Annotated in this window: 22 protein-coding genes and 4 pseudogenes; 14 read left to right on the top strand and 12 right to left on the bottom strand. The window is 58.2% G+C overall.

All coding sequences use genetic code 11. The annotated features are described in order from the left end of the window. The first annotated feature begins 420 nt into the window (after nt 1-420). Nucleotides 421-1,140: a Crp/Fnr family transcriptional regulator gene (locus ACS4RR_RS04865; RefSeq protein ID WP_456189770.1), complete on the top strand. Its 720-nt coding sequence runs from the start codon at nt 421-423 to the stop codon at nt 1,138-1,140. Nucleotides 1,141-1,497: 357 nt separating this feature from the next. On the opposite strand, the gene ACS4RR_RS04870 is transcribed toward ACS4RR_RS04865, so the two are convergent. Beyond that, complete coding sequence (locus ACS4RR_RS04870; RefSeq protein ID WP_260297218.1) at nt 1,498-1,869, bottom strand: hypothetical protein; 372 nt, start codon at nt 1,867-1,869, stop codon at nt 1,498-1,500. 256 nt (nt 1,870-2,125) lie between these two features. Between ACS4RR_RS04870 and ACS4RR_RS04875 the strand changes: the two genes are divergently transcribed. From ACS4RR_RS04875 to ACS4RR_RS04885, 3 genes are all read left to right on the top strand, one after another. After that, nucleotides 2,126-2,425, top strand: coding sequence for a hypothetical protein (locus ACS4RR_RS04875; RefSeq protein WP_222386962.1), 300 nt, complete (start codon nt 2,126-2,128; stop codon nt 2,423-2,425). Continuing rightward, the gene (locus tag ACS4RR_RS04880) at nt 2,422-2,730 is read left to right on the top strand and encodes a hypothetical protein (RefSeq protein WP_261327172.1); all 309 of its coding nucleotides are present in this window, start codon (nt 2,422-2,424) and stop codon (nt 2,728-2,730) included. Before ACS4RR_RS04875 ends, ACS4RR_RS04880 begins: the two co-directional genes overlap by 4 nt. Nucleotides 2,731-2,863: 133 nt before the next feature. Beyond that, entirely contained in the window at nt 2,864-3,103 is a 240-nt protein-coding gene (locus tag ACS4RR_RS04885; protein WP_026154468.1) for a DUF6894 family protein, read from the top strand. Here ACS4RR_RS04885 and ACS4RR_RS04890 read toward each other — a convergent pair. Next, nucleotides 3,087-3,827 carry a Crp/Fnr family transcriptional regulator gene (locus ACS4RR_RS04890; protein ID WP_222386961.1) on the bottom strand — a complete coding sequence of 247 codons (741 nt, stop codon included), beginning with the start codon at nt 3,825-3,827 and terminating at the stop codon, nt 3,087-3,089. The two genes, ACS4RR_RS04885 and ACS4RR_RS04890, sit on opposite strands and share 17 nt — an antisense overlap. Nucleotides 3,828-4,239: 412 nt before the next feature. Here ACS4RR_RS04890 and ACS4RR_RS04895 point away from each other — a divergent pair, with 412 nt between their 5' ends. After that, entirely contained in the window at nt 4,240-5,382 is a 1,143-nt protein-coding gene (locus tag ACS4RR_RS04895) for a Crp/Fnr family transcriptional regulator (protein WP_261327171.1), read from the top strand. A 23-nt stretch (nt 5,383-5,405) separates the two neighbouring features. Here ACS4RR_RS04895 and ACS4RR_RS04900 read toward each other — a convergent pair whose 3' ends face one another. The 4 genes from ACS4RR_RS04900 to ACS4RR_RS04915 all read right to left on the bottom strand — a co-directional run bounded on the left by ACS4RR_RS04900 (nt 5,406) and on the right by ACS4RR_RS04915 (nt 7,597). Beyond that, nucleotides 5,406-5,660 (bottom strand): hypothetical protein, encoded by a 255-nt coding sequence (locus tag ACS4RR_RS04900; RefSeq protein ID WP_456189771.1) that lies wholly within the window; start codon nt 5,658-5,660, stop codon nt 5,406-5,408. 67 nt (nt 5,661-5,727) lie between these two features. After that, nucleotides 5,728-5,988 carry a hypothetical protein gene (locus ACS4RR_RS04905; protein ID WP_456189772.1) on the bottom strand — a complete coding sequence of 87 codons (261 nt, stop codon included), beginning with the start codon at nt 5,986-5,988 and terminating at the stop codon, nt 5,728-5,730. A gap of 114 nt (nt 5,989-6,102) precedes the next feature. Then, on the bottom strand, nt 6,103-6,630 hold the full coding sequence (locus ACS4RR_RS04910) for a DUF4142 domain-containing protein (protein ID WP_017967272.1): 528 nt from the start codon (nt 6,628-6,630) through the stop codon (nt 6,103-6,105). A gap of 190 nt (nt 6,631-6,820) precedes the next feature. Then, nucleotides 6,821-7,597, bottom strand: coding sequence for a cytochrome c oxidase assembly protein (locus ACS4RR_RS04915; RefSeq protein ID WP_020486207.1), 777 nt, complete (start codon nt 7,595-7,597; stop codon nt 6,821-6,823). 203 nt (nt 7,598-7,800) lie between these two features. On the opposite strand from ACS4RR_RS04915, the gene ACS4RR_RS04920 reads away from it, so the two are divergent. The 3 genes from ACS4RR_RS04920 to ACS4RR_RS04930 are packed head-to-tail and all read left to right on the top strand — an operon-like array spanning nt 7,801 to nt 9,797. Further along, complete coding sequence (locus tag ACS4RR_RS04920; protein ID WP_456189773.1) at nt 7,801-8,970, top strand: zinc-dependent alcohol dehydrogenase; 1,170 nt, start codon at nt 7,801-7,803, stop codon at nt 8,968-8,970. A gap of 57 nt (nt 8,971-9,027) precedes the next feature. Further along, nucleotides 9,028-9,291 carry a hypothetical protein gene (locus ACS4RR_RS04925; RefSeq protein WP_456189774.1) on the top strand — a complete coding sequence of 88 codons (264 nt, stop codon included), beginning with the start codon at nt 9,028-9,030 and terminating at the stop codon, nt 9,289-9,291. A 2-nt stretch (nt 9,292-9,293) separates the two neighbouring features. Beyond that, nucleotides 9,294-9,797: a gamma-glutamylcyclotransferase family protein gene (locus ACS4RR_RS04930; protein ID WP_456189775.1), complete on the top strand. Its 504-nt coding sequence runs from the start codon at nt 9,294-9,296 to the stop codon at nt 9,795-9,797. Between the two features lie 51 nt (nt 9,798-9,848). Here the strand turns inward: ACS4RR_RS04930 and ACS4RR_RS04935 are convergent, their stop codons facing one another. Next, nucleotides 9,849-10,874 carry a sensor histidine kinase gene (locus ACS4RR_RS04935; protein ID WP_456189776.1) on the bottom strand — a complete coding sequence of 342 codons (1,026 nt, stop codon included), beginning with the start codon at nt 10,872-10,874 and terminating at the stop codon, nt 9,849-9,851. 207 nt (nt 10,875-11,081) lie between these two features. On the opposite strand from ACS4RR_RS04935, the gene lov reads away from it, so the two are divergent. Both lov and ACS4RR_RS04945 read left to right on the top strand, forming a co-directional pair. Continuing rightward, nucleotides 11,082-12,119, top strand: a complete 1,038-nt coding sequence (gene lov / locus ACS4RR_RS04940) for a blue-light-activated histidine kinase (RefSeq protein WP_456189777.1) — start codon at nt 11,082-11,084, stop codon at nt 12,117-12,119. 508 nt (nt 12,120-12,627) lie between these two features. Next, nucleotides 12,628-12,786: pseudogene (locus ACS4RR_RS04945) on the top strand (integrase); the annotation flags it as partial. 52 nt (nt 12,787-12,838) lie between these two features. On the opposite strand, the pseudogene ACS4RR_RS04950 reads toward ACS4RR_RS04945, so the two are convergent. The 3 genes and pseudogenes from ACS4RR_RS04950 to ACS4RR_RS04960 form a co-directional block, all read right to left on the bottom strand. Next, nucleotides 12,839-12,964 (bottom strand): annotated as a pseudogene (locus tag ACS4RR_RS04950) (helix-turn-helix domain-containing protein); the annotation flags it as partial. A 145-nt stretch (nt 12,965-13,109) separates the two neighbouring features. Continuing rightward, complete coding sequence (locus tag ACS4RR_RS04955; protein WP_456189778.1) at nt 13,110-14,318, bottom strand: MFS transporter; 1,209 nt, start codon at nt 14,316-14,318, stop codon at nt 13,110-13,112. 57 nt (nt 14,319-14,375) lie between these two features. Then, on the bottom strand, nt 14,376-15,365 hold the full coding sequence (locus tag ACS4RR_RS04960) for an AraC family transcriptional regulator (RefSeq protein ID WP_170262965.1): 990 nt from the start codon (nt 15,363-15,365) through the stop codon (nt 14,376-14,378). A gap of 261 nt (nt 15,366-15,626) precedes the next feature. Between ACS4RR_RS04960 and htpG the strand changes: the two genes are divergently transcribed. The 4 genes from htpG to ACS4RR_RS04980 all read left to right on the top strand — a co-directional run bounded on the left by htpG (nt 15,627) and on the right by ACS4RR_RS04980 (nt 22,008). Further along, nucleotides 15,627-17,516, top strand: coding sequence for a molecular chaperone HtpG (gene htpG, locus ACS4RR_RS04965; RefSeq protein ID WP_456189779.1), 1,890 nt, complete (start codon nt 15,627-15,629; stop codon nt 17,514-17,516). Nucleotides 17,517-17,889: 373 nt separating this feature from the next. Then, on the top strand, nt 17,890-18,549 hold the full coding sequence (locus ACS4RR_RS04970; protein ID WP_170259934.1) for an ABC transporter ATP-binding protein: 660 nt from the start codon (nt 17,890-17,892) through the stop codon (nt 18,547-18,549). Continuing rightward, nucleotides 18,546-20,948 (top strand): ABC transporter permease, encoded by a 2,403-nt coding sequence (locus ACS4RR_RS04975; RefSeq protein ID WP_456189781.1) that lies wholly within the window; start codon nt 18,546-18,548, stop codon nt 20,946-20,948. Before ACS4RR_RS04970 ends, ACS4RR_RS04975 begins: the two co-directional genes overlap by 4 nt. After that, a complete protein-coding gene (locus ACS4RR_RS04980; protein WP_456189782.1) occupies nt 20,938-22,008 on the top strand; it encodes a lipocalin-like domain-containing protein in 1,071 nt (356 codons plus the stop codon). The genes ACS4RR_RS04975 and ACS4RR_RS04980 overlap by 11 nt, the downstream gene beginning before the upstream one ends. 188 nt (nt 22,009-22,196) lie before the next feature. Here ACS4RR_RS04980 and ACS4RR_RS04985 read toward each other — a convergent pair. Next, nucleotides 22,197-22,358, bottom strand: a pseudogene (locus ACS4RR_RS04985) (type II toxin-antitoxin system HipA family toxin); the annotation flags it as partial. Beyond that, nucleotides 22,351-22,638 (bottom strand): annotated as a pseudogene (locus ACS4RR_RS04990) (hypothetical protein). The pseudogenes ACS4RR_RS04990 and ACS4RR_RS04985, both read right to left, overlap by 8 nt. Nucleotides 22,639-22,735: the final 97 nt, after the last annotated feature.

The raw sequence follows: 22,735 nt of genomic DNA on the forward strand, positions 1-22,735 counted from the left end.
ATAATCTGATGTTTAATCATTGCGACTGAGAAGAGTCATGCCGAGGGTTCAAATCGCGTTTGGCTCTGCCTTGGTGTGCTACCTGGAGGGCGGATTGTCCGAGGTCCTGATCTCGATGCCGTCTTGGCGCTCCCCAATCCAACGCTGAGACCGACTGCTCCGGCTCACGCTCTCCATCTGAAAATAGCCCTCGTCGCCTGGCCACTTCCACCGGAAAGGGGCTGCCGACGAGGGGTAGCCGACGGGCCGTCATTCGAGTGGTTTCGGCCATCGAAACCGTCAGGCCCTCTTGTTCACGGCGAACAGGGTCGCGCAGACTTCGAACCGTCTGTACGGTATGGCACAGTGTATTGCTCAACGATTCTAGATGGTTAGGTTCGCAGCAGCAACGGGCGAAGGACGGCCGCATGTGGACGAAACATGGATGACGAGCAATTGAATTTTAGAAATGAGCTGTTGCGGGCTTTGGGCCCACAAGAGCGCGATCTGATCGTGCCTCATATGGAGCCAATCACTCTCGATGTCCCCTTGATCCTTGAGATGGAGAGAACGCCGGTCGGCGACGTGTACATTCTTGAATCCGGACTTGCATCGATCGTGGCGCGGTTTCCAGGCGGGCGCGATATCGAAGTGGGCATCGTCGGCCGGGAGGGAATGACAGGTGCCGCGGTGATGCTCGGCGGCGACCAGTCCGCCAACCGGACATTCATGCAGGTCTCAGGCCACGGGTTCAAATTGCCGGCACCCATCCTTTCCGCGGCCATGGAAGAAAGCCGCGCCTTGCGCAGCCTGCTTCTCGCCTATGTCCAGACGCTGCTTGCGCAAACGACGTCGACGGTGCTGGCCAATGGTCACGCCAAACTCGAAGAGCGGCTCGCGCGGTGGTTGCTGATGGTCCATGACCGGACGGACGGCATGACGATATCCCTGACGCACGAGTTTCTCGCCGTGATGCTGGGGGTCCGCCGCGCCGGAGTGACGGTCGCGTTGCATCTGCTGGAAGGCAAAGGTCTGATCCGGTCCACCCGAAGGCAGATCGTCATCCTTAACAGGCGCGGATTGATCGAAGAGGCGCATGGCTCCTACGGGGCGGCGGAGGAGGAATATCGACGGCTGATCGGCAGCCCACTTGCGCGCTGAGGATCTTTTGATCAAACCGGGTTGTGATGCGCGGTCAGCGGCGGCGCTTGCGGACCGATGCCAGGCGACCCACCGAAAGCAATTTGTTCTGGTCTGCCACTCCACGTCGGTAAAGGCTGATCAGCAAAGCCGCGATCTCCTGCGTCTCAGGCGCTCGCAGAGGCTTTCCCGTCTCGCGACATATGGTGTTCAAAATCGCCCGAAGATGACTGAGGTCAGCTGAATCAAGGGCCATCAAGTGAGCAGACTGAGAATCGAGCATAGTGCCTTTCCTCGAATAAAGGCTTCGAATTATGCAGCCATCATCATGAGGTCCGCACACATCAAGTGCAACGCTGCGTACGCAAGCGCACGGATCTAGTGATAGTAACCCGAACCGGGTCCGAACAATGCGGCGACGATCGCGTTGATATCGGCGGGGCGATCGCTGAGGACGAAGCCGGCTGAGAGCGCTTCGGACCGATGCCCTTGCGCGAAGACGAAGGGTATTCGCCGCGTCTCCAGCCATTCGTTCATTGTCAGCATCGCCTGGTCGGGGATGGTGACGTCGATGATCGCGGCGTCGCATGCCAAGGTTTCATCTGAGCTATGCATCGCGACCACATCGACGCTGCTGATGACGACCATGGCTTGGCGGGCGGCCCATGCCTCCTTGACGCCGTCTGAGACAAAGCCGGGGCCTCCGATGATGACGATCGTCTTTCCAGCGACCGGACTGAGCGATTTCATAGCGGACGCCTGCAAAAGTCGGTTGGACCGTGATCATGCCGCCAAATGGCATTTCAGGCCGCTCTGGCAGGGCTGTGGGTATCATATTCAAGCTTGCCATACCATGTTCATTTAATCCGCCGAACCCGATCGTGCCGCGTTGGTTCCCTGGCCGACGGCAAGGTGAAAGGGATCCGGACTCGTACGGTTCCGCACCAGCGGTTGAAATCGAAAATTTGGAATTTTAGGATCGTCTCATATGCTTGGGAGGAACACGATGACGCAGCACTCTGGAATTACGAAGCCTGCTCTGCAGCCTGGTGATATCGCCATGTTGCAGGCTGTTTTGCAGGGATGGTGTCAAGAGAAGTCATATGGGATTACCAGTCCGGCGGCGCAGCATGTCGCGAGGGAACTTGTATCTTGGTTCGAGTGCGGCATTCGAGACCAGCGCAAACTCAGTGGCCTGATGCGATATATGCATATGGATTTCGACAGCGTATCGACCTCGACGAAAGCACCGCATTGCGAAACGCTGCGTCCTGCCGTCAATATTGGCTTAACCAGTGTGCTATGATGGACAGACTTCTCTATTTCAAGGCGATCGCCGCGGATCCGGGCGCGCTCGATGCCGTCGATCGGCAGATTGTCGTGGGGCAGATCGTTGATGAACTTCAAGAAATCTGCGATGGCGACGCTGCAGGCGGCGGTGCCGGTCGATACCCGGCGCTCATTCGTCTGCTTCAGACGATCCGCGCTTCGATGCTATCGATCGCCAGAGCCGACGACGAGTGTTGGCAGAGGATCGTTGATGAGCTCCTACAACTTCGCGCGACAATGGTCGATTTGAAGGGCGGCCAGAGCAGCAGGATTTCCCATTGAGGCGCCTAAAACAGTCGTGGGCAGGACCCTCTTGATCGTCTTCCGCTATCTTCGAACCGAGACAGCAGGCGAAATATTTCTAAGGAACTGACTAGAAATTTATGGCATTGATTCCGCAGCGATGGGGCGGGCGATGCCAAGATTTTATTTCAACATCGTTTCCGGCGCAGGGACGATCGCCGACTTCGAAGGTACCGAGCTAGCGACGCTCGAGGACGCCAGGCATGAGGCTGTACGCGACGCCAGAGCGCTGATGAGCCAAGCAGTGCTTTCTGGGAAAGATATCTCAGCCAGGGAAATCCAGGTTTGTAACGAAGAGGGCGCTGTTCTATTGATCGTCCCTTTCACGGAAACGATCAGACCTTTCGAGTAACCGATCGCCGGATCGGCAGGCCAATCAGGCGTTCATATTCCCGCTCCGGTATGCCGTAACTGCCCGCGGCGATTTCTTCCAATTTTGCCCGATCGATGATCCTGACATTTCCGCGGGTGGCCCTGATCGCCTTTATCCCTTCGATAATATGCAGCTCGTTGGTGACCCCCGATCGGCGTACGCCAAGCATAAGCGACAGGAATTCATGAGTGAGGGGCAGATCGTTTCCGACCAGACGATCATGGCACATCAGCAGCCAGCGAGCGAGCCGCTCATGCATATTGTAGCGCCCGTTGGCAAGAGCCGATTGGGACAGCTGTATGTCGCAACAATGCACGTAATTGAGAAGCAGATCGTTGACCGCCGGAAATTCGGCCGACACCCGCTTGAGGGTTTTGACGGCGACGAGCAGGCCAGAGCCGGCGACTTGAAGGAAGGTGCGGTTGGGCGTCGTATCGGTCTTCAGGACGACATGGGCTCCCACCATGCCCTCGTATCCGACATGCCCGACTTCGACAGCTTCGTCTTCGGCGCTGGTCGCCACCATCGACGCCAGACCCTCCTCGATGAAACAGACATGCTCATTCGGCTGATCGGATTCGACCAGGACATGCCTGTTCGGCAGGTGGACCGTTTCGGCATCTGCAGTGAGCAGGTCGAAGGCATCGACGGGCAGAGCCTTCAGCAGCAAGTTACGAACGTTACGCTGGTCGGGTGCGGGCATGCACGTCTCCTTCGGGAGAGAGCCCGCGCTCATACCAGCAGCCGTCACGATCGTGGTAATGATCAGCTTATGCGTCAAAAGGGCTGGTATAGCCATATTCGGAAGGGGCTTTGTGCGGTTTTGACAATTCCGCTACGAGGCGCCAGAACCGATTCATCGCCCGGGACAATTGTTATGGATTGCGAGGCAAGCGGATCAAAAATCGCGCACTCGGCCGTTGATCTTCGATCTTGGCTTTCAACTGCTGCACGAGACCGCGTACCACCCTCATTCCCAGGCTTTTGACGTCGTTTTCAAAGGACGAAAATTCCGGCGGCAGGCCTTTTCCGCCATCGGCGATTTCAAGGAATTTGGTCGTCGGTACTATGCGCCCTGACGATAACCGTGCCGGGGGACATCAGGGTAGGCGTGTTTGAAGGCGTTCGTCACCAACCCGTTGATGAGAAGGGCGATCTCTATTGCGCGATCGGCATCGACGGCGCGTGGCTCCATCTCGACGGATACTGTGTGCTGGGAGGCAGACTGCCGCAGGCATTGGCAGAGGTTCGACAGGAAGTCCGCCAAATCCACCGTCTCGTATGCGGCTGGCGCCGGCTTACATTCGCACCTCCTACGGCGATTTCGCTGCAAGTCGTTTGCGTACAAAGATAGGAACGACCAGCACCGCGACGCGGAAAGCGATAGATGGCCCGCCCACATTCGGGGCCGATGGACAAACGACTTGCAATGGGGTCTCTTGCGGCCCATACTTCGATCATCGTTGGCAGAATTCTTGGCGCCGACGGCTGGGAGACGATCCGCTCTTGCCACACAAGAGGGCAAGGCGATGCCTCCTTTCGAAAGCAAAAATCTCTTCCTGCTCCATTTGACGGCGCCACAGCTTTTGGTTTTCGAGAGAATTCTCGAGCCGCTCGCTTTGCCGCGCGATTTCGAACTCGCCTCTATAGGGCTGCCGGTCAGCCACTATTATTTCCTGGAAAGCGGCATCGCCTCCATGGTGGCAACTTCGCCCGAAGGCAAGAAAGCCGAGATCGGCCTGGTCGGCAGAGACGGCGTATCGCCGCCGGCCCTGACGATGGAGGCGGAGGCATTTTCGTTTGACGTAATGATGCAGGTCGGTGGCGCGGGACGTCGCGTGGAAGCGCGCGCTCTGGCAGGGTTTCTGTTTGATCAGCCCGCCGTTCGGCAACTGCTAGCACGCTTTCTTCAAGGCTTCTTCGCACAGGTCGCCTACAATGCGCTTTCCAATGCCGTTCACAAGATCGACGTCCGATTGGCGAAGTGGATATTGATGTGCCATGACCGTATGGATGGCGAGGAAATCGAGCTGACGCATGAATATATGGCGACCATGCTCGGAGTGCGCCGCTCCAGCGTCACCGAAGCGCTGCACATCCTCGAAGGCGAGCACTTCATCTATTCTCACCGGGGGCTTGTTATCGTTCGCAATCGCACATCCCTGGAAGCGTTCGCAGCTGACGCCTACGATGTTCCGGGAGTATCAGGCCGCAGTTGGCCGGATTCCGGCCATCGCTCATTGGCTGCGGTTCAGTAGTTCATTGATATAAGATGTGGGCGCTATTGCAGCGTCAACCGGTCGGGCCGATCCTTCCATTCCTTGTATGGCAACAGCATCTGGCCGGGAAACCGCCTTTCGATCGCGTTCTCCGTCAGAACGATTTTTGCGAAGATCTCATCGGTCGGCGAAGCTCGATTCAATGCTTCACTCCGCTTCTCCAGATCAGCCACCAGTTCGAAAAGCTCGTCGTCCGTCATTGCCTCGAGAGCCAAGGCGAACTCACGCTCCGAGACAGCCGCAAAATTCATCACCATGCACCTCCTGCCGATGGCGCGTTTCTGGGCCTTAGCCAGAAAGCACTGATCGGCAATTGTTTGGGCGTCACTTTCCCGGCAGGTCCTTCTCGGTCGTCCCAGCACCTGGAAGCCTTTGCTGCGACTGCTCCCTGTCCGAGCCGCGCACCGGGGCCGCCGGCGCCCGGGCAATATAGACGCCCGCTCCTAGCGCGCCGATCGCCACGATGAAAGCACCGGCTATGGCGAAGACAGACCGTCGCCCGTCCTGCTTGATCATTCCGAAAGCAAGGGCAATTCCGAGAAGCGCTGCTCCTCCTGCCACCGCAAACAGCCAGAGATAATTCATCAGCATAGGCTCCCAATGTCCGGCCGCCTAACCCTGGAGGGGAAAGAAAGGTTCCTGGAGCATTTCCGTTCTCTCCAAGTCACGGAAATGCTCCATCGCAGCTTCGGCGCAATCTTATTTGTTAAGCTCCTCCGCCATCTGCAGATGGTGTTCAAGCGCAGGCCTCGTGCTTGCCGCCCAAGCTTTCAGCTCCGCATTGTCGCCGCCTTCGCCATAGCGCTTGAAGAGGTCGACCGCATCTTCGTGCGCGGATTCCTGATCGGAATGATATTGCTTGATGAAATCACTACCTTGAAGGCCCTTCAGCTTGTCGAGCATTTTCTGCTGGGCGCTGGTCATGGCGGCTGGCAGCTGCGCCTTAACCTTGCCGCCGGAAATCAGCGCCTTGAGCTCGCTGCTCGTTTTCTCATGGTCCGTCACCATCTGCTGGGCAAAGGTCTTGGTTGCCGCATCGCCACGCTCGAGTGCCAGCTTGCTGGATTCGATCTCGAACATGTCGCTGGTGGCGGCCTCCTTCACGAAGTCCGCCGTCTTCGGTGCAACGCCGATCAGCGAGTTGACTCCGGTCTTTTCCGCGGCTGATTGGGCCATAACGGGTCCAGCAAGCGAAACCGCGATGGAGGCGATGATGATTTTCTTCATGGTCTGGTCTCCTGGTTGGTGGCATCAGAACTTCAAAAGCGCCAAACTGTTCCCTGCCCGCTCAGCAATTGTCACGGCGCCCGCTGGCCTTATCAGACGCAAACGGCATGCCTGCCGTCGGGCGGCTGCACAAAGAGACCACGATGGCGCGGCGCTGCCTCGGCGAAACGCTCCGGCCATGCGCCGAAGCCTAACGAGGCAATCTCGCCGCGACTGGGTACCGTCCGGCTGAGAGCCCTCCGTCTGGCCGGGTGATGGCTTGAGCGATCCTGAACAGGAAGGCCGCGGCAAAGGGCAGTGATGCGGGAATCCACATCAACAGACCTGCGAGTTGCTGATCTTCAAGCGGCGACAGGCCATAGGCCGGCGCCGCCAGGAAGTGCGGACTGAACAGAGGATGGGATGCAAAGGTCAGGTACGCACCGAGCGCTGTCATCTGCAGAAGGGTTGCGGCGCAGACCACAAGTGCGCCGCCTGAAGGCCGTCGAGCATCGAGGATTTCCTTCCACAGCCAAGCCGCCGACAGGAAAAGCGGGATTTCCATGATCCAATAGGGAATGCTCCCAGAGAGAGCCCAGGCGTAGGGCAGGGGCAAATGCCATAGCCAGAGCATCGTCGTGTGAAAGACGAATATGAAGATCGACGGCACTCGATCCAGGAGCATCGCGTGGCTGAAGAGAAAGCGCCACGTAAGCGGCGCAACGAGCGAGATCAACACGATATGATGAACTGCCCTTGCCGAGAACAACGCTGAACTGAGCGCACAAAGCGGGGAAACGAAGGCGACGGTGAAAAGAGCGATGGCGGTAAGCCACTGCCCGACGCGCTTGTCCCGACGCGCCGGCAACCAAGTCAACGCAGTCGCAATGCCTATCGCAAGCAGCAGATAGGGATCGAAATTCCAATCCGACATCAGCAACTGAGGTGCCGGCGCGCTGCCGCAATACGGATCAAGATTGAAGGTCATTTCATGCCCGCCATTGTCGATTCGGCCGCTAAACAAGCCTAACGCGGATTTGTTCCCGCCAAACGGGTCCGTCTCGCTTTCTGATGGAACAACTCCCGCGGATCACGGTTTGGCTGTCTTGAATTTTCAGACCGAGGGATGAAGGCCGAATGGGCAAGGCGGCGTGTTGGTTTTGCGCTTCCGATCGAAAGGCAGGCGAAGACATGAAAGCACTTACCTGGCATGGCAAACATGACATCCGATGCGAGAGCGTTCCCGATCCTCAAATCGAGGAAGGGCGCGACGCTATCATCAGGGTGACAGCCTGCGCGATCTGCGGGTCGGATCTCCATCTGTTCAACGGTGTGATGCCGGATATGCATAGCGGCGACATCATGGGCCACGAGACCATGGGCGAGGTCGTCGAAGTCGGCAATGACAATAAAAAGCTCAAGGTCGGTGACCGTGTCGTGGTGCCTTTCACCATCTCCTGCGGCGAATGCTTCTTCTGCCAGCGCGGCTTTTATTCCGGATGTGAACGCAGCAACCCCGATCCGTCGAAGGTCAAGAAGATGTGGGGGAATTCACCCGCGGGCCTGTTCGGCTACACGCATCTTCTTGGCGGCTTCAGTGGAGGTCAGGCGGAGTTCCTGCGCGTGCCTTATGCGGACGTCGGACCGATAAAGGTGCCGGACGGACTGACAGATGAGCAGGTGCTCTTTCTCTCCGACATCTTTCCGACGGGCTACATGGCGGCTGACTTCTGCAATATCCAGCCGGGGGACACGATTGCGATCTGGGGCTGCGGCCCTGTCGGACAGATGGCGATCAAGTCGGCCTTCATCCTCGGCGCCGAACGCGTTATCGCAATCGATACCGTGCCGGAGCGGCTTGCTCTTGCCGAAGCGTCGGGAGCAACCACCCTCGATTTCATGGACGAAGACATCTACGACAAGCTCATGGAGCTGACCAACGGGCGCGGCGCCGACGCGTGCATCGACGCGGTTGGCACCGAAGCCGATCCGTCGGCGAGCTGGGACTCAAGGCTTGACCGCATCAAGATCGCTACGTTCATGGGAACCGATCGCCCCCACGTTCTTCGCCAGGCAATCCATTGCTGCCGCAATTTCGGCACGGTGTCGATCGTTGGCGTCTATGGCGGGTTCCTCGATAAGATCCCGATGGGTTCGGCGATCAATCGCGGCCTGACGTTCCGAATGGCGCAGACCCCGGTGCAGCACTACCTGCCACTACTCATGGAACGCATCCAAAAGGGCGAAATCGATCCGTCGTTCATTATCACGCATCGCGCGACTCTCGCAGAAGGTCCGGATCTCTACAAGACTTTCCGCGACAAGAAGGACGGCTGCATAAAGGTCGTTCTCAAGCCGTAGGGAAAGCCGCTGACGTCCTGGGATCACCGCCGGCATTGAAGAAAGGCTCGATGGATCATGCAGAAGAAATCAAACGGCCCTATCGAAGACCGGAATAAGCTGCGCCCACCGGAGATGGAGCTCGAGCCGATCCGCTCCGAAGGTGGAGGTGAAGACCCCGGTGCAGTTGTCGGCAAGCGCGTTAAAGCGCGATCCGGCCGTCCTTCGGAGAGATGGGCGCCGCACCGCGCCCAGCCGGACAATGAAAGGGTAGAAGGATTGCCCGAAACAGACGCAGCAGACAACCTGGCGACGGCGCCACCCGTGATGAAGCGTGACTAAGCGTGATCCTCGTCGGCGTGATGGAAACGCAGGCGATCACGATCGCTTCAAACTTTTGGGGGATTAGCCGATCACGCATGGGGCTGGCCCGGATGACACGGAACCTGTTCGTTTTTGGAACTTTAAAAAAAGGCTTTCCTCTTCATGAGCAGGGACTTTTCCGCGCCAGGTTTCTTGGAATTTTCCGGACGCGGGAATGTTATCCGATGCTGATTGCCGGCCCTTGGTTCGCTCCGATGATGTTCAATGAACCGGGCATTGGCTATCGCGTCGTCGGTGAACTTTATGAGCCTGGCGAGGATACGATAGCAAGGTTGGATCGGCTGGAATCGATCGGCATACCCGACAACCTGCGCGTAGTGCTAGACGTGGAACCAGTCGCCGGCGGGCCAATATGTTCAGCACTGGTGTACATGAAATCGCGTCGGCTCGCCGAACCTGTTCACTCGAACTATTTGCGAGTCTATGAGGACAGGCGGTTTATCCCATTCGATCGGAGAGACTGAGACGCCTGCAGCCTGCCGTGTGGTTTCCCCAATGCCCGCTCAACATTCCACTTATTCCTCGGCGTCGGAATAGGTCTTGTATTGCAGCTTCTGGAGCGACGCATCGAGCTTCAGGATGAACCCTGTCGGCGGGTAATCAAGAGCGACCTCTCCGAAGGCCGCAAGGCTGGAGTTGACGAGGCGCGTGCCAAACCCCTTGTTGTTCGGCGCCACCACCGCCGGGCCCCCGGCTTCTTGCCACCTGAAGTCCAGGCGCTTTTCGCCCGCCGCGCCGCGCACAGACCACTCGATTTCAATCGTCCCGGTATCGACCGACAGCGCGCCGTACTTGTTGGCATTGGTGACAAGTTCGTGAAGCACGAGGGAAAACGAAAGAGCCGCCTGAGGCCCCAGTTCCACCGCAGGACCGCGTGCTTCGAAACGTCGTGATGCCTCAAGCCCAAGATTGATCGCGGTCGCCTCGACGATCGTCGCCATGGTCGTGCCCAGCCAGTTTTGCTGAAGCAAAATGTCGTGCGCCTTCGAATAAGCATTGATGCGTGCCGCGATCGACTGCTCCGCATCCTCCATAGAGCTGGCGTTTCGGAAGGATTGGCTGGTGATAGCCTGAACGACGGCCAGCGTATTCTTCATGCGGTGAGAGAGTTCGTGCATCAGGACGCGCTGTCGCTCCTCATTCTCTCGCTGCTCGGTGCGATCTCTCAGAATCTTTACGAAGCCCTCGACTTCCCCGTTGTCCGACGTCAACGCCATCATCTGCCCGGATGCCCAGAACGATGAGCCGTCCTTGCGAACGTGCCAGCGCTCATCATTGCCATGACCTTCCGTTAAAGCGGCAGCCATTTCCCGCTGGAGAATCCCGGCCTGCCGGTCTTCCGCGGTGAAGATCATGGCCGCGGGCTGGCCGATAATCTCGGGCTCATCCCATCCGAGAATCCGGCGCGCGCCCTCGTTCCATGTGGTTATCAGCCCATCCAAGTCCGTGGAGATGATCGCATACTCGATCGCGCTTTGCAGGATGGCTTCGAGAAAGCGCTCCCGTGACCGGCTGGAATTGGAAAAGAGTTTCATGATCATATGGTGCGCCTGATCCTCCGGAGCTGCAAGGCCGATCGACCACATCCCGATTCTATAGCGGAGGCCATCGTGTTGGCCAAGATGCGGATGTGGCTCTTCGCCGGGCAGGTGTCGGATGAGTGAATCACGCACTCAAACGAGCGACCTTCTCGGAAACAAAGATACGCGAGCCGCGTTATCAGCCGACGTCTTAGTGAGCGTGAAAGCATGACAGGCCATTCGAGAGAAAAACTGCATGGGGATTTGCCTTCTGCATCTTCAAAAGCAGCCTCCGCCGATCGGAAAGAGCTGGCAGCGATCGCGTTTGAACGCACCAGGATGCCGATGGTCGTCACCGACGCGCGCAAATCCGATCAGCCGATCGTGCTTGCAAACAAGGCATTCCTCGCATTGACAAGTTATGAGGCCCATGAAGTGTTAGGCCGCAACTGTCGTTTCCTGCAGGGCCCTGCGACGTCTCCGATCGCCGTCGCCGAAATTCGTGCCGCCATCGCCGGCGAGCGTGAGGTCAGCGTAGAGATCCTCAATTATAAGAAGAGCGGGGAGCAGTTCTGGAACCGCTTGCATCTAAGTCCCATCCATGGGGATGACGGAAGGATATTGTATTTCTTTGGATCTCAGATCGATATGACGGAATATCGGCGGATCGAGGCACTGGAGGCCTCCGAGCACCGCCTGCTGATGGAAGTCGACCACCGGTCCAAGAATGTCCTGGCAATCGTTGACAGCATTGTCCGTCTGAGCAATGCCGATGACCCGGCCCTTTACGCCGCCGCTATTCAACACCGCGTGCAGGCGCTCGCCCGTGCCCATACCTTGCTTGCTGCACGAAGATGGACAAGCGTTTCTCTTGAGGAACTCATTCGCCAGCAGGTGTCGCCGTTTGCGGCCACCCGCGCTTTTTTTAGCGGACCCGATATCAAAATGGCTGCGCCGGTCGTCCAGCCCCTTGCGCTCGTGCTCCATGAACTCGCTGTCAACGCAGCCCACCACGGTGCGCTTGCCGCTACGCAAGGTAAGCTTTCAATCAGTTGGAAGCCAAGACCGTCCGGGGCAGGCTTTAACATCCGGTGGCAGGAGGTGGGCATCGACACTCCGCCTAGATCAGCCAAACGAGGTTTTGGCACGGTGATTGTCGGCGCAATGGTTGAAAAGCAGCTTAAAGGACGTCTTCAGAAAATCTGGTCGGATGAAGGGCTGCTTATCGACATTGAGATCCCATCGGCAGGCTCGACCTCCATGTGACGGATCTGTGCACTCGCCTCAGCAGTTGACGACTCAGAATTGGTGCGGTCCATAAAAGGTCGCCCACTTCATGCTCTCGCGGCGTCAGCGGAAGATGAAGGGAGCTTTGCTCCTTCATCCCTTTGTGACAATTTCAATGAAGGCTTCCTTATCCACCAGGCCCGGCGGGGTGCGGGGCACCGGACGCACAACCCCGTCAGTTCCGAAAGCAACCTCGCTTTGAGAACGCCCCTTTAAGTATGTGAATCGTGCGCCAGGCCGTCATGCTATTGCACAACGCCGCAGGCGGTCGCCACTAACGTTCCTCATCTTTGTTGAAAGGGCAGTAAGGTTTTAGTGTTGTTGCTGCGACCGAGTTTTCGCAGCAGATGGCGAACGCTACTTGCGAGGATAAGAGGGACCCTTGGCATGCCGAGACTCGGCTTAATGGATTGGCGAAGGAGCAACGACTTCGCTCCTTCCTTCGCACTTTCATGCGGGACTAAACTGTGCGGCAACCTTCTACCGTATTCGACCAGCATGGAACGCCGGCCGGAAGGTCGGCGTAAAGAAGCCCTTGAAGCAGCGCCAGATTTGGGCAATTCGTTTCTTCTTCGATAGGGAGAGGCGCATGAGAGACCGGGCGTTGTTCGATCTCGCAATCGACAGCAAGCTACGAAGGCTTGACTAAGTCCCGCAATTAAAGGGCCGATTGACAGCCCTGAACCAAAAGTGCGACCGATCTTGTAGCCGGCCTTGCGCGAGATGCCGAATTCCCGGCAAACATCGCTCATACCCTCGCCCTCAAGCAGCCGGGCGACAAATCGAAGACGTTCCTCCATGACCGAAGTCTCTCTCCACGGCATCAACACCTCCCGCTCAAAACGGAAAGTGTTACCCATGTCTCCGGTACAAAACGTCACCTACCTCTCAGGTCGGGCACGGTGTCCAGCTCTCGAGGACGCTTGCCTGTCAACGAGAGTCGCACTTGCTCAACCCAGAAGGGGAAGATCAGCTGCGAGGCTGCAGCAGCGCCAAGGCGACCGTCGATGCGGCTAGGACAGCGGTAACGGTCAAAGGACCGACAGCGCCGCAGTGATCGACGACATAGCCGCCGAAAACCGCGCCGATACTGATGGCGACCTGAAAAGAGACGACCATCAGGCTCCCCGCTGCCTCCAGAGCGTCGGTTGCTCCGCGGGACAGATTGGTCGGCAGCACCACCGGCGCCATGCCGAACGCTAGACCCCAAAGCGAAACGAAGGCGAACGCAACGCCGATATAAGCACCCCAAAGCACCAAGGCGAGCGCCGCAATCGCCATCAGTGCGGCGGTAACACCAAGCGCCAGGCGGATACTTGCGTCGGCCATTCGGCCACCGGCGACGTTGCCGATCACAGAGGCGATGCCAAACCCAAGCAGCGCTAAGGCGATCCATTCGGTTTTAAGGAGCGTCACTTGTTCGAGGAAGGGTCGCACATAAACCGAGCCAGCAAAATGCCCCGTCATTAGCAAAAGGATGGCAAGCATTCCCAGTTGAACGCCACGCCGGCTTGTGAGCCGGAACACGTCGGCGAGCCTGTTGCTTGTGCTTGCGGGCAGCGTTGGCAAGCTGAGCGCCTGCAGCACCATGGCAAGTGCGGCAAGCCCGGCGGTCATCGCCATGGCGATGCGCCATCCCAGCCAATCGCTGATCAAAGCGCCCATCGATGGCGCAGCTATGGTGGCGAGCGAGACGCCGAGGGTGACAACAGCCATGCCCCGACCTGTTGCATTGGCGCCAGCCAACCGAGCGACGACCGCGACTGAAAGCGCCCAGAAGCCGCTAAGGGCGATGCCTAGCCCAGCCCGTCCCAACAACAATAGCCAAAAATCGGTCGCTAGTGCTGCGAGAATATTGGATGCGATCGCCAACGCGCTAAGACCGACCAGCACCGCCTTGCGGTTCAGTGTGCCGATAAGAACATTGCTCAATAGGGCCGTCACGGCGCCGACGGAAGCGGTCGCGGTGACGACCTGTCCGGCTGTCCCCTCGGTAATCCTGAGATCGCGCGCCATTGGGGTCAACAGGCCCGCCGGCAGGAATTCAGCCGATACCAGCGCAAAGCTGGTTGCGGCCATCGAAAGAACGGCAAACCAAGTCGCGGCACTCCAGGCGGCTGGCTCGCCGGTATCAAACTCTATCGCCGCGTCGTCGAGTTCTGATGTCGTGTCCGTCATTGAATTATCTCCACGTCTGGAGATTTCATAGACGAACTTCTTAAGATGTTATGTATCTTAAAATCCGAAATTCATGTCGATTCGTCCAGAACTTGTGCGACGCACAATGCCCGGCGACACGCTGGTGATGCGTTTGAAGGCGCGAGCGAAGGATGCCTCGGATTCATAACCTAAACGGGAAGCAACTTCGGCAACTGACATGCCGCTTTGGCCCAGCAACTCGCTGGCAAGTTGCATCCGCAGACGGCCAAGATAACGTGCCGCGCCTTCTCCTAAGATAGCGCTGAAGCGCTCGGCAAAGATCGAGCGCGACTGGCCTGCCACGGCCGCAAGGCTTTCGAGGGTCCAGTTATGGCCGGGGTCCCGGTGCATCGCTGCCAACACACGACCGATGTGGGGGTCGCGGATGGCGGCGAGCCAGCCGGTGGTCGAGGCTCCGCTGCAATTCACCCAGCAGCGGATAAGCCGCGCTGCAAGCAAGTCTGCCATACGCGATAGGACGGTCGCGCTGCCCATCTGGGGCTGTGAAGCCTCCGCCGTCATCGCGGCCAGCAGGGGACCAACGATCGGGTCATTGCCGGCCACATCGCAGCCCTTGATGATTGGCGGCATCAAAGCGATCAAAGGATTAAGCGCATACGCGCTCAAAGCCATAGAACCGCAGAAGAGGGTACTGGTCGCACCCGTTCCTTCCCGAACCACTTCGCAGACGTTGCTGCCCAGACTTGTTATCTGACAGCTTTTGAGGGAGTCGCCCTCAACATCGGGCGCGCTGGCCAATCGATGCGCGATACCTTGCGGCAGCAGAACGAGATCTCCGTCGTTCAACTCCTGCCACCCTTGAGCTTCGGTATGGATCCAGCACGGACCTTGGCTCACGAAGTGAAAACGAAGCAGCTGTTGTTTCGGAAAGGCGATGCTCCACGGATGTCTGAGTTCGCAGCGCCCATAGTTGACGCCACTCAAGCGAAAGTCTTGTAGTACTTCGCTTAGCGCATCCATGGGGATATTTGGCGGCGACAAAGGTCGAGACGAATGGTCAAGCATTCAGCCAATTTAGGTCTCGACCGTCTGGCATGCAAGTACGATCGTGTCGCAAGGCAATTGTCTTCTGGAAAACTGCACCGCTCCGGTGAAAGGCGCTAATGCCTTCTGGAGCCCGAAGTCGCCAGACGGTTCTCAAAGAGACGCTGCGAGGATTGGGCGGCGCATGATTCCATCACGATCAGGGCTGTTCCCACCTTGATTTTTCAAACCTGTTTCGCCATTTGATCGGCGCTAATTCGCTTTCCTGGAGAACCCGAGCACATGACAAAGACTGCAGAACAGACCGCCGAAAGCCATGTCTTTGAGGCCGACGTTGCCCGCCTTCTGCACATGATGGTCCACTCCGTTTATTCGGATAGGAATGTGTTTCTGCGTGAGCTGATTTCGAATGCGGCCGATGCCTGCGAGAAACTTCGATATGAGGCGATCGAGACACCGTCACTCCTTGGTGCTGATGCCGAAAACCGGATCACGCTAACGCTGGACGAAGAGAACCGGCAGCTTATCGTCGAGGACAATGGCATCGGCATGGGCCGCGACGAAATGGTCGAGGCGCTGGGAACGATCGCGAGATCGGGGACCCGGGCGTTTATGGAGCGAATCGAAGCAAGCAAAGCCGCAGAAGATGCTCAACTGATCGGGCAGTTCGGCGTCGGCTTCTATTCCTGTTTCATGGTGGCGGAGCGTGTCGATGTGATCTCGCGTCGAGCCGGAACGCAGGAAGCCTGGACATGGACGTCGGACGGCAAGGGAAGTTACAGCGTGAGCTCGGCAACGAGCCTCACTGACGCTCCATCCCGTGGAACGCGTATCGTCTTGCATCTGATGGAGGACGCTAAGCAATATACGTCCCGCTGGACCATCGAGCGTATCGTCAAGGAACAATCCGGCCACGTGCCAGTTGCGATCCGCCTTATTGAGAAACCGGGCAAAGAGCCAGTCCAGATAACGGACGGCACCGCACTATGGACGAAGTCGAAGAGCGATGTCAGCAAGGAAGAGTATACGGACTTTTATCGTGGCGTCTCCGGGCAGTACGATGAACCGGCGCTGACCGTACATTTCCGTGCTGAAGGCCGGCAGGAATATACGGCTTTGGCGTTCATACCCGGAACACAGCCTTTCGATATGTTCGATCCCGAACGCAAAGGAAGAATGAAGCTATACGTCAAGCGGGTGTTCATAACCGATGATGCGGATCTGCTGCCGAGATACCTGCGCTTCGTTCGTGGGTTGGTCGATACCGCCGATCTGCCGCTCAATGTTTCTCGTGAGATGATCCAGGAAAGCCCTATCCTGGCGGCGATCCGCAAGGGCATCACCAGCAGGATCATCACCGCGATAGAAAAAGTCGCTGAAAGTGACGCCGACGCCTTCCTCAAGTTCTGGGAGAACTTCGGCGCCGTCCTCAAGGAAGGCATTTACGAAGATTTCGAACGACGCGCTCAACTCTTGGCGCTTGCTCGGTTTCGGACGTCCTCATCGAACGAAGGCTATCGTTCACTTGCCGACTACGTCAAAGATGCCAAGGAAGGCCAGAACGCGGTCTATTATGTGGCGGGCGGCAGCCTTGATCAGCTTAAGGCATCACCACAGCTTGAAGGGTTCCGGGCGCGCGGCATCGAAGTGCTGCTTTTGTCGGACTCAATCGACAGCTTCTGGACGATGAATGCTCCAGACTATGAAGGCAAGGCGTTCAAGTCCATCACGCAGGGTGCTGCGGATCTCGCACAGTTTGCGAAGCTTGACGGTCAGACAACGCAGGAAGCGGAAGACAACAGCACGGCGACCTTCCTTGTATTCGCCAAGCAAAAACTTGCCGACCAAATTGCCGATGTCCGGGCTTCGGACCGTCTGACGGAGAGTGCCGTCTGCCTCGTAGCACCCGAAGACGGCTATGACAGGCAGATGGAAAAAATCCTGCGGAACGCCGGTCGCCTTCAAGATGCGTCCAAGCCGATCCTGGAGATCAATTTGCTGCACCCTTTGATCAAAGCGATTGCGAGCGTGGAGGGTGATGCTTCGTACCAGGAGGACGCCGCGTTCTTATTGCTCGACCAGGCCCGTATTCTAGATGGAGATCGGCCAGCGGATCCACGCCGATTTGCCGAGCGGCTTGCACGGGTCTTTCAGAGGTCGGTGCAGTCGTAGCAACAAGCAGAGGGTGGGGTTGGTCTGATCCAGCCTTTCGCGAATATGCGGCGGATGTCGCAAGCGGCGCTTACCCGGCCGAGAAGCATAAGGTTGCGTTAGAGCCACACCAACTGGAGCTTTTTCTGACTAGGCTTGGGGGCGCTGCGGGATAAAAAATGGCGCGTTGCAGGATAAATTTCGATGACATGAACATGGAGATTTGCTGCGGGAGGCGAACCAGCACCCAGACGCCGAGATTGTCGGAATAACCGATACATCGGCAGAACGGGTGCAGCCAGCGCTCGCGGCCTTCAAGAGCTTGCGATCCCTCTCGAAAGTTCTTAGGTCGAGGGTCTCTGCACTGTGCAAACCCCGTGCTTAAGAGACCGAGATGATCCTCATCCTTTCAGGTGTTCAAAAAGCGTATTCCACGGCCGAGGGCCTCATCGAAATCCTGAAGGGCATCGACTTGGAAGTCGCTGCTGGCGAAAGCGTCGCGCTCACCGGAGAGTCCGGCAGTGGCAAAAGCACATTGCTGCATCTGGCAGGCGGGCTCGACCGCGCAGACAGCGGCTCGGTCGTGATGAACGGCAACGACCTGGCGCTATTTGGAGAGAACGAACGGGCTCGATACCGGAGAACAAGCGTTGGTCTTGTTTTCCAGCAGTTTAATCTCATCCCATCCCTGAGCGTCGCAGCCAACATTTCGTTCCACGCCAAGCTCGCGAACCGGTACGATCAGGCTTGGGAAGCGCAGTTGATCGAGAAACTGGGACTGCGCGAATACACCACTCGGTATCCCGAGCAGCTTTCCGGAGGCCAACAGCAGCGCGTTGCAATCGGGCGAACCTTGGCTGCCCGACCACCTCTCATCCTTGCTGACGAGCCAACGGGCAACCTGGATGAGCAAACGGGCGATGCCGTCCTCGATCTGATGCTCAATCTGGCTCGGACGGCCGGATCGGCTCTGCTTCTCGTCACTCACTCCACGAGGCTTGCAGCGCGTTTGGACCGAAAGGTCATCCTTCGCGGTGGGAAGATTGCCGAATGACCTTCGTTGCATTCGCAGCCTTGCTGTCACACTGGTGTCGGAGACCTCTCCAGCTGCTGACGCTGGTCATGGGCATTGCGCTGGCGACAGCTCTCTGGTCCGGCGTTCAAGCTATCAACGCCGAGGCGAGAGCGAGCTATGCCCGGGCGGCATCGGTTCTGGAGCAAGGCAACCTCCGGCAGATCGTCGCCAAGGACGGTGATGGCATAGCGACTGAGGTCTATGGCGGCCTGCGTCGAGCGGGCCTCAATGTTTCGCCCGTAATTGAGGGCAGCTACCGCTTCGGAAGCATAAGGCTCCGTTTGGTCGGGATCGAGCCTCTGACGATGCCAAGGGACTCCCCGAATGCGACGATCGCCAGCGGTTCAGATCTATCCGCCTTCTTTTCAGCCAGCGGACAGTTGCTCGTGTCGAGCGCCACTGCCGAGCGGCTTCGTGGTGCCACAAACATGAGCATCAAAATCGATGGCAACGTTCCCGACGGCGCCGCCTTCGTCGATATAGCGGTCGCCGATCGATTGCTCGAGAAGCATGGAAAAATCGACCGCCTGGTGGTCGCAGGCAATCAAAAGATTTCCGCCGAAGCAATCGACCAGGCGGGATTGACGATCCGCGAACCGCCTGAACAACCAGACGTCGCTCGCCTCACAGACAGCTTCCACCTCAACTTGACTGCCTTCGGCTTCCTTTCGTTCATCGTCGGGCTCTTCATCGTGTATTCGGCCACGGGCCTGAGCTTCGAACAGCGTCGAGGGACTTTTCGGACACTCAGATCGCTTGGTGTCTCGCTTCAAGCATTGACCACGATGCTCCTGATCGAGCTTTCGCTGCTGGCGCTGATGTCGGGCTTGATCGGCGTCATACTCGGCTACGTCATAGCATGGCTCCTCATGCCGGGCGTCGCCGCGACCCTCAGGGGCCTCTATGGCGCGAATGTGTCAGGCTCGCTTTCCATTCGGCCGGAATGGTGGTTGGCTGGACTGGCGATTGCTCTCGGAGGAACCGCTGTCTCGTCAGCTCAGAGCCTGTGGCGGGTTTGGAAACTGCCGATTTTGGCTGCCGCACAGCCGCGAGCGTGGGCAAGAGAGTCGGCCAGATCGCTTGCCTTTCAAGCGGGAATAGGTGGATTTCTGGTGATCTTGGCTGCTATCCTGGCGACTACTGCGTCCGGGCTGCTGGCGGGTTTTGCGACACTTGGCTGCCTGCTGCTTGGAACAGCTCTGATGCTACCTGGACTTATTGCGGTCATCTTGACCAGAGCGCAGCAATTGTCGCGAAGTGCCCTCATGGAATGGTTCTGGGCCGACACCCGCATACAGCTTCCCGGCTTGTCGCTGGCTTTGATGGCTCTGCTGCTGGCGTTGTCGGCAAACATCGGCGTCGGCACGATGGTATCGAGCTTCCGGCTGACTTTCACCGGATGGCTGGATCAACGCCTGGCCGCCGAGCTTTACCTGACTGCCAAGGATGAGGAGCAAGCTGTGCGGCTCCGGGCCTGGCTTACCAAACGCTCGAGCGCGGTCTTGCCCATCTGGAGCGTGGACGGCGAGGTGCTTGGCGAACAGATCCAGATCTTTGGCGTCGCGGACGATCCAACTTACCGAGAGCACTGGCCCTTGATTGCTTCCGACAATGACGTTTGGGATAAGGTCGCCGCCGGGCAGGGTGCTCTCATCAACGAGCAGATGTGGCGTCGAGGCGAAGCGAAGATCGGCCAGCCGTTGGCCATGCCCGGAGGTTGGAGCTTAACCGTGGCCGGCGTGTACTCGGACTATGGAAATCCGAATGGGCAAGTGATAATCGGGATCAAAACGCTGGTCGATCATTACCCCGATGTCCCGAAACTTCGCTACGGGGTCCGAGTGGCTCCCGAGCGAGCGCAGGATCTCAAGCGCCAGTTGGTCGAGGAGTTTGGTCTGTCGGATACCGCCATCGTTGATCAGGCTTCGCTCAAGCGACAATCGAGAGCGATTTTCGACCAGACGTTCAAGGTGACGGGCGCGTTGAATGTCCTCACCCTTGCTGTGGCAGGATTTGCCATGTTCTCAAGTCTCCTGACGCTGTCTGCTATTCGGCTTCCGCAGCTCGCGCCGGTGTGGGCAATGGGTGTCCGGCGACGGGATCTGGCGCTCTACGAAGTTGCCCGGACACTTGCTCTTTGGATGGCGACATTTATGGCTGCGATCCCGGTCGGGCTTGCCCTGGCGTGGGTTCTGCTTGCGATCGTGAACGTAGAGGCTTTTGGTTGGCGATTGCCAATGATGGTGTTTCCAATGGACTGGTTTTGGCTGGGAACAATCGCTCTTATTGCTGCATTGGCATCGGTGCTGGTGCCGGTTCGGCGTCTGGCCTCGGTAAATCCTGCGGACCTGCTGAGGATTTTCGCCAATGAACGGTAGATTGTCGGCATCTGTCCTGATAGCTGCGGCTGTGATCTGGGCGAACGGTCAGACATTTGCGCAGGGCTTTGCCGGATTGGGATCGGATGCGCAAGGTTTTGCGATCCCCGAGCGGGGCTCTATTCTTTCTTTCCCCGCCGATCATGGTGCTCATCCTGATTATCGCATTGAGTGGTGGTATGTGACCGCCAATCTCGAAGATGAGAATGGCAGGCAATATGGAGCGCAGTGGACGCTGTTTCGCTCTGCGCTGGCTCCGGGAGACAGGGTAGGTTTCGCGGATCCGCAGATCTGGATCGGGCACGCAGCGATCACCACTCGGGGCCATCACTATGTTGCGGAGCGCTTGGCGCGGGGAGGCGTCGGGCAGGCGGGTGTGGCCGCAACACCATTTCGGGCTTGGATAGACGACTGGCGGATGGAGGGTAGCGAGCGAACCAGCTCGGACGTCCTTGGCGACGTTTCAGTCTCTGCGGGCGGGCCGGACTTCAGCTACACCCTAGACCTCAAGGCCGACGGTCCGCTCATTCTTCAGGGAGACAACGGCTTTTCCGTGAAGTCGGCGAACGGACAGGCGAGCTACTATTACTCACAGCCTTTCTATGAAGTGGCGGGGACGATCACGACGTCCGGATCGCCGGTTAAGGTCAGCGGCAAAGCGTGGCTGGACCAGGAGTGGTCGTCGCAGCCGCTTGCGTCCAATCAGACGGGCTGGGACTGGTTCTCACTGCACCTGAATTCCGGCGAGAAACTGATGGCTTTTCGGCTTCGTGACGACAACAACGGATTCATCTCCGCGAACTGGATATCCGCGGATGGACGAACGACACCTCTGTCGAAAGACGACATCCAACTGGAGCCAACTCGGAACGCAACCGTCGATGGCCGCCAAATGCCGGTAGCGTGGCGTATACGCGTACCGGGTAAGTCGCTCGATATCACGACCAAACCGTTGAACGACCGGTCCTGGATGGCGACCTCAACGCCCTATTGGGAGGGGCCGATTAGCTTCACGGGCTCTACGTCAGGGGTCGGATATCTTGAGATGACCGGCTACTAGCTGTTACCTTTGACAACGGGCAACAGCTCCTTCGTTGAAGGGTGCAAGCTCGCCAGCCCTTCGGTAAATTCCTGCAGGATCGATCGGAGTCTCGCCTATTCAGGAAGCGTCCGGTGATGTGTTGATTAGTGTTTCAGGGGTCGATCCGCCCGAATGGATCGGGCGGCCGAGCGTTGACGAAGGTCCTGAAGCGGTAGCGCGGGCTCAAGCGAGGAGCGGTCAGTGTCCTCACGCCAGGCTCGGTCATACTCGAACATGATCGTCTCGGCACCACGCACGCGATTACTCCGCGCCAGCCCGATTGGACGTGTGCGGCCGTGTAAGTCGAGATGAACTTCGAAATCAGCCATCACGCGACGATCGCTTCAGGTGGGCGTGTTTACGGAACTGCGCGCCGGCGAGCGACTGACCAGCTGTGATTACTAATGTCGGCGACCTGGCTCAGTGCAAGCCGAGTGCCTGTAGAACGCCTGCGTAGATGCCGATGCTGACATTGGTGTCCCCGGCTTCGATCTTTTGAAGCGTTGAGCGCGAGGTAAAGGCACGCTCGGCCACCACAGCCATAGGCAGGCGGCGACACCGGCGAGCGTCGTGTACGTCTGCGCCCTGTTTGCGTAGCGCGCGAAGCACGGCGGCCGGAGGATTATGAGGTGTTGGCGTTTGCCACCTTTTACTCCAGAGGAAGTTTAGGGGCTACGATCAGATCCCTTCGTCGTGCCGAGCCGAA

Source organism: Rhizobium zaerense, assembly GCF_051810725.1.
Lineage (GTDB): Bacteria > Pseudomonadota > Alphaproteobacteria > Rhizobiales > Rhizobiaceae > Rhizobium > Rhizobium leguminosarum_I.

Bases quoted from the DNA above. Each gene is read 5' to 3' on its own strand.
- ACS4RR_RS04865 (WP_456189770.1), top strand. From the start codon at position 421: ATGGATGACGAGCAATTGAATTTTAGAAATGAGCTGTTGCGGGCTTTG.
- ACS4RR_RS04870 (WP_260297218.1), bottom strand. From the start codon at position 1,869: ATGAAATCGCTCAGTCCGGTCGCTGGAAAGACGATCGTCATCATCGGA.
- ACS4RR_RS04875 (WP_222386962.1), top strand. From the start codon at position 2,126: ATGACGCAGCACTCTGGAATTACGAAGCCTGCTCTGCAGCCTGGTGAT.
- ACS4RR_RS04880 (WP_261327172.1), top strand. From the start codon at position 2,422: ATGATGGACAGACTTCTCTATTTCAAGGCGATCGCCGCGGATCCGGGC.
- ACS4RR_RS04885 (WP_026154468.1), top strand. From the start codon at position 2,864: ATGCCAAGATTTTATTTCAACATCGTTTCCGGCGCAGGGACGATCGCC.
- ACS4RR_RS04890 (WP_222386961.1), bottom strand. From the start codon at position 3,827: ATGCCCGCACCCGACCAGCGTAACGTTCGTAACTTGCTGCTGAAGGCT.
- ACS4RR_RS04900 (WP_456189771.1), bottom strand. From the start codon at position 5,660: ATGGTGATGAATTTTGCGGCTGTCTCGGAGCGTGAGTTCGCCTTGGCT.
- ACS4RR_RS04905 (WP_456189772.1), bottom strand. From the start codon at position 5,988: ATGAATTATCTCTGGCTGTTTGCGGTGGCAGGAGGAGCAGCGCTTCTC.
- ACS4RR_RS04910 (WP_017967272.1), bottom strand. From the start codon at position 6,630: ATGAAGAAAATCATCATCGCCTCCATCGCGGTTTCGCTTGCTGGACCC.
- ACS4RR_RS04915 (WP_020486207.1), bottom strand. From the start codon at position 7,597: ATGACCTTCAATCTTGATCCGTATTGCGGCAGCGCGCCGGCACCTCAG.
- ACS4RR_RS04920 (WP_456189773.1), top strand. From the start codon at position 7,801: ATGAAAGCACTTACCTGGCATGGCAAACATGACATCCGATGCGAGAGC.
- ACS4RR_RS04925 (WP_456189774.1), top strand. From the start codon at position 9,028: ATGCAGAAGAAATCAAACGGCCCTATCGAAGACCGGAATAAGCTGCGC.
- ACS4RR_RS04935 (WP_456189776.1), bottom strand. From the start codon at position 10,874: ATGATCATGAAACTCTTTTCCAATTCCAGCCGGTCACGGGAGCGCTTT.
- lov (WP_456189777.1), top strand. From the start codon at position 11,082: ATGACAGGCCATTCGAGAGAAAAACTGCATGGGGATTTGCCTTCTGCA.
- ACS4RR_RS04955 (WP_456189778.1), bottom strand. From the start codon at position 14,318: ATGACGGACACGACATCAGAACTCGACGACGCGGCGATAGAGTTTGAT.
- ACS4RR_RS04960 (WP_170262965.1), bottom strand. From the start codon at position 15,365: ATGCTTGACCATTCGTCTCGACCTTTGTCGCCGCCAAATATCCCCATG.
- htpG (WP_456189779.1), top strand. From the start codon at position 15,627: ATGACAAAGACTGCAGAACAGACCGCCGAAAGCCATGTCTTTGAGGCC.
- ACS4RR_RS04970 (WP_170259934.1), top strand. From the start codon at position 17,890: ATGATCCTCATCCTTTCAGGTGTTCAAAAAGCGTATTCCACGGCCGAG.
- ACS4RR_RS04975 (WP_456189781.1), top strand. From the start codon at position 18,546: ATGACCTTCGTTGCATTCGCAGCCTTGCTGTCACACTGGTGTCGGAGA.
- ACS4RR_RS04980 (WP_456189782.1), top strand. From the start codon at position 20,938: ATGAACGGTAGATTGTCGGCATCTGTCCTGATAGCTGCGGCTGTGATC.